This is a genomic window from Herbaspirillum sp. WKF16 (assembly GCF_028993615.1).
Lineage (GTDB): Bacteria > Pseudomonadota > Gammaproteobacteria > Burkholderiales > Burkholderiaceae_D > Herbaspirillum.
In genome coordinates, this window is the sequence record NZ_CP118632.1 from 4,610,132 (window position 1) to 4,624,366 (window position 14,235).

The following is a 14,235-nucleotide window of genomic DNA, read 5'->3' on the forward strand; positions in this document are numbered from 1 at the left end:
GCTGAACGCCGCCGGCGTCAGCCGCGGCTGTTGCGGCGCCAGTTGCCGGGCGAGGTGCCGACCGCCTGGGAGAACACCCGGCTGAAATGGCTCTGGTCGTAGAAATTGCAGGCCACCGCGACCTCGGCCAGCGGCAGCTCGGTGTCGCGCAGGTACTCCCGCGCGCGCTGCACGCGCTGCGCCATCAGCCACTGGTGCGGCGTCTGGCCGGTGCTCTCCTTGAAGGCCCGCAGGAAGTAGCTGGCCGACATGTTGCATTCGCGCGCGATCTCCGGGATCGAGACCGCCCCCTTCACCTTCTCCAGCAGCATCTGCTTGGCGCGTTGCTCATGGAGGCGCGACAGCCCGGCGTTGCGCATGGCCGGCGCCGCGGCGCCGCCGTAGCGCCGCAGCATGTAGGTGCCCAGCGCCATGCCGACCTGGTCGACGAACAGCATGCTGGCTTCATCCGGCCGCGCCAGCGCCGGCGCCAACGCGTGGGCCAGGTGTTCCAGCACCGGATCGTGCTGGCCGGTGACGGTGGCCAGGCCGCCGACGCTGCGCACGCCGCAGTAGTCGGCGGCCTGCCCGAAGAAGCTGGGCGGCAACTCCACCAGCAGGAAATCGAAAGCGCCGTGGATGTCGGCGCGATAGTCGTCGGCGAAGTCGCGGATGTAGATCCCGCCCCTGGCGAAGTCGTGATGCGCGCCGTGGCGGCCGCGGAAAATGCTGCGACGATGCTGCGGCAGCATCGAGATGCCGACCAGGAAGCCGCGGTCGGAAGCGTCGGTGCGCACCTGCGACACCTCGTCGGCATCCACCCGCTTGCGGTAGAAGCTCAGTTCTGGACGACACAGCTCCTGGCTCTGGTGCAGATGGCGGCTGGCGCAGCCAAGCGAGTCGACGCCGGGCGGCCGCGCGGCGGTATCGGCGGAAAGAACCGGGGAAGTCGATGCAGACATGGACAGGGACCTCATGGGAGAACAATGGAACGCGGATGCTCGTCAGTCTTGAAACGGTGCCGGCAACAATACAGCGGCGCTGTCGCACCGGGAGCCGCCCGTCGGCAGCCCCTAGTTGTATGACCAATTTTACAGAGACTGCAGGATTTGTGCCCAGCACAATTTTTGTTGCATCCGCGGCGCCATAAGATGCCTTACGCATATCCGGCGCAGGCCCGGCCTTTCCAGCAGGCATCAGGCTCCCGGCAATAAAAAACGGCGCATCCCCGTGCGCCGCTCTGCCTGTGTGCACTTGCACCAAAAACGGGATCATCCCTCCTTGCGCGCCGCCTCCCCGAGCATGGCGTCGGCCACCGCGTCGCGCCCGCGCGCCTTGAGCGCATCGCCGGCGCCGCGGATGTCGCGCACTTCCTTGTTCTGGCTCAACTTGCGCTTGCCTTCCAGGCGCGTGATCTCGATCTCGATGCCGACGATGGCCTTGAGCAGGGTATCGGTGAAATCGGCCGGCGCGTCCGACATCTTCCACGGTTTCTCCTCGGCGGCCTCGTGCGTGCGCGTCAGGCGAGCCACCACGCCGCGCACGTAGCGCTCGTCGTCGCGCACGATGACGCGGCCGTGGGCGTGCGCCACCATGTAGTTCCAGGTCGGCACCTGGCGGTGCGCCTCGTGCTTGCTCGGGTACCAACTGGGCGAGACGTAGGCGTCGCCGGCCGAGAATATCGCCAGCACCCGGTCGCCCTCGGCCAGCTGCCGCCACAGCGGATTGGCGCGCGCCACGTGGGCGTGCAGCGTGCCCAGCGGGCCCTGCGTCGCATCGAGGTGGAAGGGAATGTGATTGGCGTCGAGCCCGTCGGCGCCGTGCGAGACCAAGACGCCGAACGGGTGCGATGCGATCAGGCGATGCAGGACCTCGGTGTCGGCTTCGTTGAAATGGGCGGGGATGTACATGAGGGGCTCCTGGCGGATGGCATGGATGATGCAGCGATTGTGCCGCTAAACTGGATTAATATTCAGATCCAGTTTCAACATATTTCAGTAGACCGGAATCATGCCAAGGAAAGCCAACGCCATCGACCTGCCCGCCCTCGGCACGCTGGACCGCGCCGCCGGCGCGCTGGGCCGGCAGCTGGCGCAGACGCTGCGCGAGGCGATCCGGCGCGGCGAGCTCAAACCCGGCGAGTTGCTGCCCTCGACGCGGCTGCTGGCGCAGTCGCTGCAGCTCTCGCGCGGCACGGTGGTGGAGGCATTCGAGCAGCTGGTGGCCGAGGGCTTCCTGGCCTCGCGCCCGGGCGCCGGCACGCGGGTGGCGGCGACCGAAGCGGAGCCGGCGACCGCCGCGCGCAAGACCGCGCGTGCGCAGCCCGCGGCCTTGCCGGCGCCGGCCGCCGCCTTCGCGCGCGTGGCGCAGCAGTTCAGCACGTTGCCGCATGTGCCCTTCGCGATCTCGGTGCCGCTGGGCGCGACCGTGCCCGGCGAAGCCTGGCGCCGGCTGGGCAACCGGCTGCGCGCGCGCGGCGAGGCCGCGCCGTCCGGCTATGGCGACCCGCAAGGCGCGCTGCCGCTGCGCCAGGCCATCGCCGACTACGTGCGCCGCTCACGCTCGGTGCGCTGCGAGGCGCAACAGGTGATCGTCACCAGCGGCACCCAGCAGGGGCTCTACCTGTGCTGCCAGGTGCTGCTGGGCGCGGGCGAACGGGCATGGGTGGAAGATCCGGCCTATTCCGGCATCACCTCCATCCTGGAACACGGGGCGCGCGGCGCCGCCGTGCGGGTGCCGGTCGACGAGGAAGGGCTGGACGTGGAGGCCGGCCTGCGGCTGGCGCCGGATGCGCGCGCCGCCTTCGTGACGCCCTCGCACCAGTATCCGCTGGGGATGCCGATGAGCATGGCCCGGCGCCGCGCGCTGCTGGACTGGGCGCAACGCGCCGGGGCCTGGATCGTGGAAGACGACTACGACAGCGAGCTGCGCTACGCCGGCCATCCCTTCCCCGCGCTGCAGGGCATCGCCGCGCAGCGCGTGGTCTACCTCGGCACCTTCAGCAAGGTGCTCTATCCCTCGCTGCGGCTGGGCTACCTGATCGCGCCGCCGGAACTGGCGCCGGCCTTCACCGGCGCGCGGGTGCTGATGGATCGCAGCCCGCCGGGCGCCGACCAGCATGTGCTGGCCGCCTTCATGGCCGAGGGCCACCTGGAGCGCCACATCCGCCGCGTGCGCGGTATCTACGCCGAACACCGGCGCCAGCTGATGCATACGCTGGCGCGGTTGCTGCCGGCGGAGCTGGCATGGCTGCAGCCCAGCGACCAGGGCATGCACTTGCTGCTGTGGCTGAAGGAAGGACTGGACGATACGCAAGTCGCGCGCCAGGCGGCGGCCGCCGGCGTGGCGGTGCGCGCGGTGTCGCCGATGTTCGCACCGGGCGGCGCAAGGCCCGGCCTGGTGCTGGGCTTCGGCGGCTTCAGCGGGGAGCAGATGGAGCAGGCGGCGCGCAAGCTGGCGCGGGTGATACGGGCGATGGCCGGCGAACGCCAGCCGCCAGGCGGCAGGCGATGATGCGGCGGACCGGGCTGCGGCGCGGGTGGCGTCAGCCCAGGGCGGCGGCGTAGCGGCGCGCCACTTCCGGCCAGTTCACCACGTTGTAGAAGGCGCCGATGTATTCCGGCCGGCGGTTCTGGTAGCGCAGGTAGTAGGCGTGCTCCCACACGTCCAGCCCGAGGATGGGCGTGTTGCCGTTCATCAGCGGGCTGTCCTGGTTGCCGCTGCTCTCGACCACCAGTTTCTTCTGCGGCGTCACCGACAGCCAGGCCCAGCCGCTGCCGAAGCGCGACACGGCGGCCTTGGTGAAGGCTTCCCTGAAGGCGTCGAAACCGCCGAGCTCGCTGTCGATGGCCGCGGCCAGCTTGCCGTCGGGCTTGCCGCCGCCGTTGGGCGCCATCACCGTCCAGAACAGCCCATGGTTGGCGTGGCCGCCGCCCTGGTTGATCACGGCGGCGCGCAGGTTATCAGGCACTTCCTTGACGCGCGCCACCAGCTCCTCGACCGGCAGCTTTTCCCACTCGGTGCCGGCCACCGCGGCGTTGAGGTTGTTGATGTAGGTCTGGTGGTGCTTGCTGTAGTGGATTTCCATGGTCTGCGCGTCGATGTGAGGCTCGAGCGCATCGTAGGCGTAAGGCAAGGCTGGCAAGGTATAAGGCATGGCATTTCTCCGATGGGGGTGATGGAAATCGCGGCCGCGAGGGCCGTTCGGAGGCTGCCGGTTGGGTGGCGGGTGGACGCTGGTCCGGCCTTCCGGAAAGAAGTCCGGAAGACGAAAGATTCAATTCTAGTAGGAAATCGATATGGCTTATCCCTGCCTGCAGCAGGGGCAAAGCAAAAAGCCCGCAGCGAGCGGGCTTTTTCTTGATGCGCGAAACCGGCGATCAGTAAGTCAGGGTAACGGTCACGGTATCCGAATAGGCGCCGGCCAGCGGCGTCTGCGCGGCCGCGATCTGGCCGTACACCGTCAGCGTTTGCACCAGGCCCGAACCGGTGCCGGTCTGGGTGTCGGTGCCGATGGTCGAGCCCCAGTTGTTGGTGCGGCCCGAGTCGCGGTACAGCGCGTAGTTCAGCGTGCCGCCGCCGGTGGCGCTCATCTTGCGGCTGTTGACCGTCGAGCCGGTGCCGGTGCCGGCGTCAAGGCCGACGTTGTAGCTGGTGCCGTTGGTGCACAGCACCGTGATGCTGCCGGTCTGGTTCACCAGCGCCTGGGTGTAGGCGCCGAAGGCGATCGCCGAACCGACCACCGTGCAGGCGGCGACCACCGAGGCGCTGATGGTCAGCGAGGCGCTGGCCGTGGCCGCGTGCGACGGGGCCGAGGAAGCCAGCATGACAGCGGCGATGGATGCGCAGACGAAGCGATTTTTCTTGGCAAAAAACATGTTGATTCTCCTGTGGATCCCTGCGCTGTCCTCGCCCTGTGCGAGAACTTCTGTATGCAGCGGGTATGGAGACACTTTAGTTTTTTGCCCGGCTCATCGGCATCGGGGCATTCCTGAAAGCTCGGCCGCAAGCATCAGGCGTTTCCCCATCAGGGTTTTCCCTAGCGGGCCGGCTCGGCGACCGGCATGGCCGAGCTGGGCAGGCCGAACACGCGGTCGAACAGCAGGTTGAACAGGTAGGTATAGACCATGAAGAAGACGATCAGCCCCAGGTCGAGCACGAAGGCGTCCCACAGGCCGATGCCCAGCCACCAGGCGAACAGCGGCACCAGCATCAGCACCAACCCACCCTCGAAGCCCAGCGCATGCGCCGCCCGGCGCGCGAAGCCGCGGCCGCGCTTGGCCTGGCGCGCCTCCCAGCGCTCGAACAGGCCGTTGAAGACGAAGTTCCAAAGGAAGGCGATGGTCGACGAGGCCACCGCGGCGGCGCTCGAATGCCCGGCGTCATGGCCGGCGATCACGGCCAGGCCGAAGGTGGTGAAGACGATCGCCAGCGCCTCGAACAGGCAGGCGTAGACGAATTTGCGTTTGAAACCTTGCATGGAACTCTCCTGGATTGCCGGCCGTGCAACGCGGGATGGCGTGGCGGCGCGAAGACCGAAGGCCGACGACGCGGGCCTTGGGTACGGGGAGGATTTTATGGTTTAATTTTTGAAAGAAGAAATCGGCTTCTTTCAATTTTATTGATAACCAAAAAGACAACATGGCTTTCTCCAGCGACAACGTGCGGGTCTTCCTCGCGGTATTGGACAGCGGCTCCTTCTCCGCCGCCGCGCGCCTTTTGGGCCGCGTGCCGTCGTCGGTGAGCATGACCATCAGCCAGCTGGAGGCCGAGCTGGACCTGCAACTGTTCGACCGCACCGCGCGCGACGCGCGCCCCACCGACATGGCGCGCGCGCTGGAGCCGGACGCCCGCTTGCTGGCCAGCACCCTGCGCCAGCTCGACGCCCACGCGCTGGCCATGCACCAGGGCCTGGAGCGCAAGCTGACGCTGGCGGTCGCGCCGGAGCTGCTGTCGGCGCCCTGGGCCAAGCCGCTGGCGGTGCTGGCCGAGGAGTTCCCCTCGCTGGAAGTGGAGGTGCTGTCCTCGCCCCAGGCCGACGCCATGCGCATGCTCTACGACAACACCGCGCAGTTGGCGCTGGTGTTCGAGCGCCACGCCGGCAACGACCGCGAGGCCTTCCAGGAATTCAGCAGCGAGATGCTGGTGGCGGTGATCTCGCCGCAGCATCCGGCGCTCAAGGGCAAGAAGCGCAAGTTGCGCTACGAGGACCTGTACGGCATCCGCCAGATCGCCGTCGCCAGCCGCGACGCCAGCATCTCCGACCCGCGCTTCTTCCTGGCTCGACAGATCTGGCGCACCGACAACCACCTGGCCACGCTGTCCCTGGTGCGCGAAGGCCTGGGCTGGGCCTACCTGCCGCACAGCCTGGTGCAGCAGCAGATCGACGGCGGCCTGCTCATGGCCATCGATTTCGACAACATCAGCAATGCGCTGCGCCTGTGGGTGGATGTGGTGTGGAGCAAGGATCGTCCGCTGGGACTGGGAGCGCAGCGCTTCATCGCATTGATGCGCGAGATGGCGCCGAGCAGGAGGAAGCGGAGTTAGCGCGCGTTGCGCGGTTGGGCGCGCAGGCATGACCGACGGCGCCGGCTTCGATACGCCGCTGCGCGGCTACCCGGCCCGAACGGAGTTTATTGGTACGCGACGAACGCCGCTGGGTCCCTGCTTTCGCAGGGACGACGGATCAATTGAGATAGCGAGCCAAGGAATCGATGCCGCAGGCGAGTGACGGCACCCACGCCGACTTCGATACGCCGCCAAAGCGGCTACTCAGTCCGAACGGAGTCCGGTAAGGTGCGACAACGACGCTGGATCCCCGCTTTCGCGGGGACGACGGATTAATTGAGATAGCAAGCGAAGGAATCGATGCCGCAGGCGAGTCGGAGACCCCGCGAGGCCGCAGGCGAGCCGGTCACGCTTCCCCCTTGTGGGCCAGCCGTCGGAGCGTCGTAAAAAGTGGATCAGGGCGTCAGTCGGAGCGCAGCGACTCTGACGACCCCACTTTTTGCGACGCTCCGACGGGTACCCCGAAGGGGCTGGCACTTAGGGGCCGGTTTCTTTGCTTACTTTCTTTGGCGGGCCAAAGAAAGTGAGCGGCTGCCGGGCCGCCCCCGGCGCTCACCTCCGACCGGAGAAAGATAAGACTAAAGCCGGTACATCTGCACGCAGCAAGAGCAGACTACCCAAACAGCGACGGCATCCACGCTGACTTCGATACGCCGCCAAAGCGGCTACTCAGCCCGAACGGAATCCAAGGGGCGCAACGAAAGTCGCTGGATCCCCGCCTTCGCGGGGACGACGGATTAATTGAGATAGCGAGCCAAGAAATCGATGCCGCAGGCGAGTCGGAGACAGCGCGAGGCCGCAGGCGAGCCGGATGCGCTTTCCCCTTGTGGGCCAGCCGTCGGAGCGTCGCAAAAAGTGGATCAGGGCGTCAGTCGGAGCGCAGCGACTCTGACGACCCCACTTTTTGCGACGCTCCGACGGGTACCCCGAAGGGGCTGGCACTTAGGGGCCGGTTTCTTTGCTTACTTTCTTTGGCGGGCCAAAGAAAGTGAGCGGCTGCCGGGCCGCCCCCGGCGCTCCCTCTCGACCGGAGAAAGACAAGACTAAAGCCGGTACACCTGCACGCAGCAAGAGCAGACTACCCAAACAGCGACGGCATCCACGCTGACTTCGATACGCCACCAAAGCGGCTACTCAGTCCGAACGGAATCTGCTGAGGCGCGGCGAACGACAAGGGAGTCTGGTGAGGCGCGACAAACGACGCTGGGTCCCGGCCTTCGTCGGGACGACATGGAAGAGATAGCCAACACCTCCCCATGCTCAAGATCCTCACTACTCGTCGTTCCTGCGAAAGCAGGAACCCAGCGGCTTTCTCCGCGCATCGATGGCGGTCGAACGTCATTGATTGGAGATGCATGCATCGGCGCGCCCGCTTCGATACGCCGCTGCGCGGCTACTCAGCCCGAACGGAGGTTATTGGCGTGTGACGAACGTCACTGCGAACGAGTTTGTTGGTATGCGACGAACGCCGCTGGGTCCCCGCTTTCGCGGGGACGACGGGTAGTCAACTCAGGGAATCGTCCTGGCCAGCGCCTTGGCCGCCAGCAACTGCACCAGCAAGCGATCCCGCTCCGCCGCCAGGTCCGCCGAGGTCTTGCCCTCCATCTGCGCCTCCACGCCCGCCCGGATCGTCTCCTTGAGCGACTCTGTGATGGCCGGCGTGCCGAGATCCGCCCACCAGCTCTCGATCGGCGGCCCCAGGTGATCCAGCGCATGGCGCGCCCCGCCCTCGCCGCCGGCCAGGTGCAGGTTCAGGTACGGCCCCATGAGCGCCCAGCGCAGACCCGGGCCGTAGGCGATCGCGGTGTCGATGTCCTCGGTGGTCGCCACGCCCTGCTCCACCAGGTGGAACGCCTCGCGCCACAAGGCCGCCTGCAGGCGATTGGCGATATGCCCCTTGACCTCCTTGCGCACGTGGATGGGCTTCTTGCCCACCGCGGCATAGAACGCCAGCGCCGACTGCACCGCAACATCCGAGCTCAGTTGGCCGCCGATCACCTCCACCAACGGGATCAGGTGCGGCGGATTGAAGGGATGCCCCAGCACCACCCGTTCAGGATGCCGGCAAGCCTCTTGCACCTTGCTCATCAGCAGGCCCGACGAGCTCGACGCCAGGATCACGTGCGCCGGCAGCGCCGCGTCCATGCGGCGGAACAAATCTATCTTCAGGTCCTCGCGCTCGGGGCCGTTCTCCTGCACGAAGTCGGCGCCCTCCAGGGCATCTTCCAGCCGCTCGCAAAAGCGCAGGCGGTCGATGGACGCGCCCGGCGCCAGCCCCAGCGCCTCCAGGCTGGGCCAATGGCGCGCCACCGCTTCGCGCAGCTTGCGTTCGGCGTCCGGCATCGGGTCGGTGGCGGCCACGTCAAGACCGCGCGCCAGGAAATAAGCGACCCAGCTGGCGCCGATGACGCCGGTGCCGACCACGGCGATGCGCTGGATTGCGGGGGCGCCGGCTGGCGCGCCGGCCTGTTGTTGCTGCATGTGTTTCTCCTCGTTGGTTGCGGTGCGACATGGTTCGCGCCGCGTCGTTATGGTTCTGCCAATGCGCCGGCCGGCCGCCTTGTCGCGGCGACAAGAGCGTGTCGCCCAGGCGGCGGAAAATCGCCGTCTTCATCGAAAACACGGCAGCTTAGCACTTGCTATACGTTATCATCGCGCACAAACAAGACCGCCAATGCGGACCCGGATCAAGACAAAGGCATCCCCATGTTCATGTATCTACCGTTCCTGCTGGCGCTGCTCGCCGTCCTGGGCATCGCCATCGGCTGGAAGGCATTCAGCTACGCCATGTGGCTGGGCGCGCTTGGTGTGACGCTGTGGTGGTTCAGCTTCCACGCGACCAGCGCCCTCAATCTTTCCTTCTGACTTCCGACGCGCGAGCCATGAACCCCTCCCATCTTTCGTCCCTGCGCCACCGCGACAGTTCGGCCGGCAACGTGCTCAACGTGCTGGCCCTGCTGGCGGTGTGCGCGTCGCTGGGCATCGCCTTCTACTACCAGCTGGCGCTCAGGGAGCTGCCCTGTCCGCTGTGCCTGCTGCAGCGCGCCGGCCTGATCCTGACCGGGATCGGCCTGATGATGAACGTGCGTTTCGGCGTGCGCGCGGCGCACTACGGCGTGGCGCTGTGCGGCGCGCTGGCCACCGGCGCCGTGGCGCTGCGCCAGGCGCTGCTGCACATCGCGCCGGGCGACGCCGGCTACGGCTCGACCTTCCTCGGCCTGCATTTCTATACGCTGGCCGCGCTCTCCTCGCTGGCGGCGGTGGCCGGCATCGCGCTGCTGCTGATGCTCAAGAGCGCGGAGCCGCCCGCCAGCAGCCCGGCCTGGAAATCGCCGGGCGGCAAGCTGGCCGGCATCCTGTTCATCTTGCTGGTGGCGGCCAACCTGGCCTCGACCGTACTCGAATGCGGGGCCGGCGCCTGCGAAGACGATCCCACCTTCTACCTGCTGCTGGGCAAATAAAAAAACCGGCACAGGGGAAACGCCATGTTTTCCCTGCGCCGGCATCAAGATTGCGCCTCAAGACTGCTCAAACCCGGGCCTGCGCCCGGGGTGTTCCCACTCCTCAGAAGCGGTGCTGCATGCCCAGCGTCATGCCGAACTGGCTGTTGCCGAAACCGGCATCGTCGCGCGACAGGCCGACCAGCAGGCCGTTCTTGGCCTTGGCGTAGGCCGTGCTCAGGTACAGGTCGGTGCGCTTGGACATCGCGTATTTCAGGCGCATCGAGTACATGATGGGGTCGGCGTCCTTCTGTACGTCCTTGATGTTCTGGTAGTAGACCGTGCCGATCAGCGACAGCGCCGGCGTGAACTTGTAGGTCGCGCCGCCCCAGAAGAAATCGCTGCGCAGGGCGGCCGTGCCGTTGGCCAGGCCCTTCTTGTAGTAGCGATAGCCCAGGTTGAACTTCCAGGCGTCGCTGAGCTGGTAGCCCGCCGCCAGGTGGGCGGTGGTGGCCTTGTCGAACGCTGCGCCGGCGGTCACCGCGGCGCTGTTGACGCGGTCGTACGTTGCCGCCACGCTGAACGGGCCGCTGCCCCAGCCCAGGCCGACGCCGTACTTGGCGCTGTCGCGCGCGTTGCCGGCGACTTCGCCGAAACCGTACATGGCGCCGATCTTCACGCCGCCGAACTCGCCCTGGTATTTCACCAGGTTGGACACGCCGGTAGGCATGCCATCCTTGCGGCCGCCGGTGGCGCCGGCCGAGGTCACCCACGAATAGTTGGCCGAGTAGCCCATGGGATCGAAAGGCAGGATGAAGTCGTAGGTGGTGGAGAACGAACGCCCCGTCACCACGCGGCCGAAGCTGCCCTCCAGGCCGACGTTGGACTGGCGGTTGAAGATCTGGTTGGCCTCGCCGTCGAAGCCGCCGTTGTCGAGCTTGAAGCCGTTCTCCAACTGGAAGATGGCCTTCAGCCCGCCGCCCAGGTCCTCGCTGCCGCGAAAGCCGATGCGCGAGGTGTTCATGGTGCCCGAGGACAGGCGCGCCACGCTGGCGCCGTTGGCGTTGGCATTGGTGAGGTACTCCACGCCGGAATCGATCAGGCCGTAGATGGTGACGCTGCTTTGCGCCTGGACGGCGCCGGTGGCGCCGAATGCCGCGGCCGCTGCCGCTGCGGCGGCGAGATGTTTCTTCTTCACTTTGGTCTCCTTGGTTGAAAGCTGTGTGGTGTTGCTTGATGCCGTTGTCGTCGCGGGCCTTGTCCCGACCCGTTGCGGCGGATGCGCGGCTGGTGGCTGCGCGCCCGCCCTTTCCTCCGTCCGGTGATGCCTCAGAAAGCCCAGAGCGCCTGTTCCGGCAGGCAAAGCCAGTACTCGCCAGGCTCCAGCCGCTGCGGCGCGTAGGCGCGCAAGCCGGCGGCCGAGGCATCCGCGCCGCCCGCCTTGAACAGGCATTCCCAGCGGTCGCCCAGGTACATGCAGGTGGAGAGCGGCAGGCGGATGGCGTTGTCGGCCGGCTGGTCCGAGATGCGCACCTGCTCGACGCGGATGATCCCGGTGACGGCCTGGCCCGGTTGCGCCTCGCCGCCGCGCAGCGTGGCCACGGCGGCGCCGCCGTCCAGCTTCAAGGTGACGCGCGCGCCCTCGCGCCGCACTACCTGCGCGGCGAGCTTGTTGTTGCTGCCCATGAATTCGGCGGTGAACAGGGTGTCGGGGGTCTGGTACATGCTCTGCGGCGTGCCCTGCTGTTCGATGCGGCCGTTGTTCAACAGCAGGATGCGATCCGAGATCGCCATCGCCTCGCCCTGGTCGTGCGTAACCATCAGCGCCGACAGGCCCAGGCGCACGATCAGCTCGCGCAGGAAGGCGCGCGCCTCCTCGCGCAGCTTGGCGTCGAGGTTGGAGAGCGGTTCGTCCAGCAGGATCACCTGCGGGTTGTAGACCAGCGCGCGGGCGATCGCCACGCGCTGCTGCTGGCCGCCGGAGAGCTGGTGCGGATAGCGCTCGCCCAGGTGGCCCAGGCCCAGCTGCGAGAGCACGGCCTTGACGCGCGCGGCGATGTCGGCGGAAGGCGTCTTGCGCAGCTTCAGGCCATAGGCGACGTTGTCGGCCACGGTCTTGTGCGGCCACAGCGCGTAGGACTGGAACACCAGGCCCAGGTTGCGCTCCTCGGCCGGAATCTCGACCTTGCGCGCGCCGTCGAACACGCGGCGCGCGCCGATGTCGATGTCGCCGGCCTTGGGCGACTCCAGCCCGGCCACGGCGCGCAGCAGCGTGGTCTTGCCGCTGCCGGAGGGGCCCAGCAGCGCCACCACTTCGCCGCGCTGCAACTGCATCGAGACGCCCTTGAGGATGGGGTTGGCGTGGGCGCCGCTGCCGTAGTCCAGGTGCAGGTCGTTGACGGAAAGTTCGGTCATGGTTGTTGTCTTTCTATGCGGATTAATCGTGCAGCTTCACGCCGAAGCGCAATGCGATGCCGAGGCCCACGGCCACCAGCGTGATGTTGATGAAGGAGAGCGCCGCCACCAGCTCGACGGCGCCGGCGGCCCACATCGAGACGATCATCGAGCCGATCACCTCGGTGCCGGGCGAGAGCAAGTAGACGCCGGTGGAGTACTCGCGCTCGAAGATCAGGAACACCATCAGCCAGGCGCCGATCAGGCCGTAGCGCACCAGCGGGATGGTGACGTCGCGGGTGACCCGGGCGCGCGGCGCGCCGACCGCGCGCGCGGCCTCTTCCAGCTCCGGGCCGACCTGCAGCAGCGCGGTGTTGATCAGGCGCAGGCCATAGGCCAGCCACACCACCGAGTACGCCAGCCAGACCGAGAAGATGGTCGAGCGCAAGCCGCGCAGCGCCGGGATGAAGCTCTCCACCAGCCACTGCGCGGCGAGGTTGTCCATGCCCTTGAGCGCGGACTCCAGCAGCGATGGCACGAACAGGAACACCCACAGGAAGGACAGGCCGGCCAGCAGGCCCGGCACCGCGCGCGGCACCAGCACGCTGTAGTCGAGGAAGCGGGTGATGCCGTCCTGCTTGCGGTGCATGGCCAGCGCGATGGCGGTGTAGCAGGCCACGGCCAGGGCGCCGCCGATCACGCCGATCAGCACGGTGTTGACGATGCCGCGCACCAGCGAGGGCTGCTCCCAGACGTCGCGGAAGTTCTGCAGCGTCAGCACCTCGAGCAGGTTCACGCCGTCGCCCCAGTGCGACACGAAGGTGCGCAGCGCGATGCCCGAGAGCGGGATCACCACGGTAAACATCAGCCAGGCGGCGATCAGCGCGAACGCCACCCAGCGCCACTTGCCCAGCGGCAGCGCCTTCTGGCGCGCGCCCTTGCCCTTGATCGCCACGTACTTGCTGGCCGAGCGCAGCAGCCAGCGCTGCAGCATCACCAGCGGCATGGTCACCGCCACCAGGCAGACCGCGACGGCCGCCATCAGGTGGTAGGACGGCGTGCCCAGCTTGTTGGTCAGCTTGTAGAGATAGGTCGGCAGCACCAGGTGGCCTTCGGGATCGCCCAGCACCAGCACCAGGCCGAACACCTCGAAGCCGAGGAAGAACACCAGCACGCCGGAATAGGCCAGCGCCGGCGTGATCATCGGCAGCGACACGTTCAGCGCCACCTGCAGCGGCGAGCCGCCGGCCACGCGGGCGGCTTCCTCGACATCCGAGCCCAGGCTCTTCAGGGCGGCCGAGGCGTACAGGTAGACGTGCGGCACGTGGGTCAGGCCGGCGATGAGGACGATGCTGGGGAAGGCGTAGATGTTCCAGGGGTCGCCCTCGAAGCCGACCAGCGCCAGCAAGTGCTTGGCCCAGACGGAATAGAAGCCGACCGGCCCCATCGCCACCACGTAGCCGAAGCCGATCACCATCGGCGAGACGAAGATCGGCACCATCAGCGCCGGCGCGATCCAGGCGCGTCCGGGCAGGTCGGTGCGCACCATCAGGAAGGCCAGCATGCCGCCCAGCGGCACGGCGATCACGGTCAGGCCGGCGGCCAGCATGAGGCCGTTGATGAAGGCCTGGCGGAAGTCCGGGTCGTCGAAGATGAAGCGGTAGGAATCCAGCGTGAGTTCCTTGACCGGCGCAAAGAACGGCGCCGACAGGAAGCTCTGGTAGAAGATCAGCAGCAGCGGCACGAAGATGGCCAGCGCCGCGACGGCGACCACCAGGCCGCGCGGCCAGTTCAGGCGCAGGCGCCGCCTGGCCGGGGTTGCGTCGCCGCGCGGCAGCGATGTGGATGTTTGCAT

Annotated in this window: 13 protein-coding genes; 4 read left to right on the forward strand and 9 right to left on the reverse strand. The window is 67.4% G+C overall.

The window, feature by feature from the left end:
- Positions 1-17: 17 nt before the first annotated feature.
- Together Herbaro_RS20800 and Herbaro_RS20805 are read right to left on the reverse strand one after the other, a co-directional pair.
- Positions 18-941: a helix-turn-helix domain-containing protein gene (locus Herbaro_RS20800; RefSeq protein ID WP_275011504.1), complete on the reverse strand. Its 924-nt coding sequence runs from the start codon at positions 939-941 to the stop codon at positions 18-20.
- A 309-nt stretch (positions 942-1,250) separates the two neighbouring features.
- Complete coding sequence (locus Herbaro_RS20805) at positions 1,251-1,889, reverse strand: FMN-binding negative transcriptional regulator (protein ID WP_275011505.1); 639 nt, start codon at positions 1,887-1,889, stop codon at positions 1,251-1,253.
- Between the two features lie 100 nt (positions 1,890-1,989).
- On the opposite strand from Herbaro_RS20805, the gene pdxR reads away from it, so the two are divergent.
- Positions 1,990-3,492: a MocR-like pyridoxine biosynthesis transcription factor PdxR gene (gene pdxR / locus Herbaro_RS20810; RefSeq protein WP_275011506.1), complete on the forward strand. Its 1,503-nt coding sequence runs from the start codon at positions 1,990-1,992 to the stop codon at positions 3,490-3,492.
- 31 nt (positions 3,493-3,523) lie between these two features.
- Here the strand turns inward: pdxR and Herbaro_RS20815 are convergent, their stop codons facing one another.
- From Herbaro_RS20815 to Herbaro_RS20825, 3 genes are all read right to left on the reverse strand, one after another.
- Positions 3,524-4,135, reverse strand: a complete 612-nt coding sequence (locus tag Herbaro_RS20815; RefSeq protein ID WP_275011507.1) for a superoxide dismutase — start codon at positions 4,133-4,135, stop codon at positions 3,524-3,526.
- A 223-nt stretch (positions 4,136-4,358) separates the two neighbouring features.
- Entirely contained in the window at positions 4,359-4,856 is a 498-nt protein-coding gene (locus Herbaro_RS20820; protein WP_275011508.1) for a Csu type fimbrial protein, read from the reverse strand.
- Positions 4,857-5,017: 161 nt separating this feature from the next.
- Positions 5,018-5,458: a PACE efflux transporter gene (locus Herbaro_RS20825; RefSeq protein ID WP_275011509.1), complete on the reverse strand. Its 441-nt coding sequence runs from the start codon at positions 5,456-5,458 to the stop codon at positions 5,018-5,020.
- Positions 5,459-5,619: 161 nt separating this feature from the next.
- Between Herbaro_RS20825 and Herbaro_RS20830 the strand changes: the two genes are divergently transcribed.
- On the forward strand, positions 5,620-6,525 hold the full coding sequence (locus tag Herbaro_RS20830) for a LysR family transcriptional regulator (RefSeq protein ID WP_275011510.1): 906 nt from the start codon (positions 5,620-5,622) through the stop codon (positions 6,523-6,525).
- 1,530 nt (positions 6,526-8,055) lie between these two features.
- Here Herbaro_RS20830 and Herbaro_RS20835 read toward each other — a convergent pair.
- Positions 8,056-9,027 carry a 3-hydroxyacyl-CoA dehydrogenase NAD-binding domain-containing protein gene (locus Herbaro_RS20835; protein ID WP_275011511.1) on the reverse strand — a complete coding sequence of 324 codons (972 nt, stop codon included), beginning with the start codon at positions 9,025-9,027 and terminating at the stop codon, positions 8,056-8,058.
- Positions 9,028-9,252: 225 nt separating this feature from the next.
- Between Herbaro_RS20835 and Herbaro_RS20840 the strand changes: the two genes are divergently transcribed.
- Both Herbaro_RS20840 and Herbaro_RS20845 read left to right on the forward strand, forming a co-directional pair.
- Positions 9,253-9,411: a DUF5993 family protein gene (locus Herbaro_RS20840; protein ID WP_275011512.1), complete on the forward strand. Its 159-nt coding sequence runs from the start codon at positions 9,253-9,255 to the stop codon at positions 9,409-9,411.
- Positions 9,412-9,428: 17 nt separating this feature from the next.
- Positions 9,429-10,007: a disulfide bond formation protein B gene (locus Herbaro_RS20845; protein ID WP_275011513.1), complete on the forward strand. Its 579-nt coding sequence runs from the start codon at positions 9,429-9,431 to the stop codon at positions 10,005-10,007.
- A gap of 103 nt (positions 10,008-10,110) precedes the next feature.
- Here Herbaro_RS20845 and Herbaro_RS20850 read toward each other — a convergent pair whose 3' ends face one another.
- The 3 genes from Herbaro_RS20850 to Herbaro_RS20860 form a co-directional block, all read right to left on the reverse strand.
- Positions 10,111-11,184 (reverse strand): porin, encoded by a 1,074-nt coding sequence (locus tag Herbaro_RS20850; RefSeq protein WP_275011514.1) that lies wholly within the window; start codon positions 11,182-11,184, stop codon positions 10,111-10,113.
- A gap of 131 nt (positions 11,185-11,315) precedes the next feature.
- On the reverse strand, positions 11,316-12,401 hold the full coding sequence (locus tag Herbaro_RS20855; protein ID WP_275011515.1) for an ABC transporter ATP-binding protein: 1,086 nt from the start codon (positions 12,399-12,401) through the stop codon (positions 11,316-11,318).
- Between the two features lie 22 nt (positions 12,402-12,423).
- On the reverse strand, positions 12,424-14,235 hold the full coding sequence (locus Herbaro_RS20860) for an ABC transporter permease (RefSeq protein WP_275011516.1): 1,812 nt from the start codon (positions 14,233-14,235) through the stop codon (positions 12,424-12,426).

What these genes read in the sequence shown, in the direction of transcription:
- Herbaro_RS20860 (WP_275011516.1), bottom strand. Translation starts at nt 14,235, where the DNA reads ATGCAAACATCCACATCGCTGCCGCGCGGCGACGCAACCCCGGCCAGG.
- Herbaro_RS20835 (WP_275011511.1), bottom strand. Translation starts at nt 9,027, where the DNA reads ATGCAGCAACAACAGGCCGGCGCGCCAGCCGGCGCCCCCGCAATCCAG.
- Herbaro_RS20825 (WP_275011509.1), bottom strand. Translation starts at nt 5,458, where the DNA reads ATGCAAGGTTTCAAACGCAAATTCGTCTACGCCTGCCTGTTCGAGGCG.
- Herbaro_RS20820 (WP_275011508.1), bottom strand. Translation starts at nt 4,856, where the DNA reads ATGTTTTTTGCCAAGAAAAATCGCTTCGTCTGCGCATCCATCGCCGCT.
- Herbaro_RS20855 (WP_275011515.1), bottom strand. Translation starts at nt 12,401, where the DNA reads ATGACCGAACTTTCCGTCAACGACCTGCACCTGGACTACGGCAGCGGC.
- Herbaro_RS20815 (WP_275011507.1), bottom strand. Translation starts at nt 4,135, where the DNA reads ATGCCTTATACCTTGCCAGCCTTGCCTTACGCCTACGATGCGCTCGAG.
- Herbaro_RS20830 (WP_275011510.1), top strand. Translation starts at nt 5,620, where the DNA reads ATGGCTTTCTCCAGCGACAACGTGCGGGTCTTCCTCGCGGTATTGGAC.
- pdxR (WP_275011506.1), top strand. Translation starts at nt 1,990, where the DNA reads ATGCCAAGGAAAGCCAACGCCATCGACCTGCCCGCCCTCGGCACGCTG.
- Herbaro_RS20800 (WP_275011504.1), bottom strand. Translation starts at nt 941, where the DNA reads ATGTCTGCATCGACTTCCCCGGTTCTTTCCGCCGATACCGCCGCGCGG.
- Herbaro_RS20805 (WP_275011505.1), bottom strand. Translation starts at nt 1,889, where the DNA reads ATGTACATCCCCGCCCATTTCAACGAAGCCGACACCGAGGTCCTGCAT.
- Herbaro_RS20840 (WP_275011512.1), top strand. Translation starts at nt 9,253, where the DNA reads ATGTTCATGTATCTACCGTTCCTGCTGGCGCTGCTCGCCGTCCTGGGC.
- Herbaro_RS20845 (WP_275011513.1), top strand. Translation starts at nt 9,429, where the DNA reads ATGAACCCCTCCCATCTTTCGTCCCTGCGCCACCGCGACAGTTCGGCC.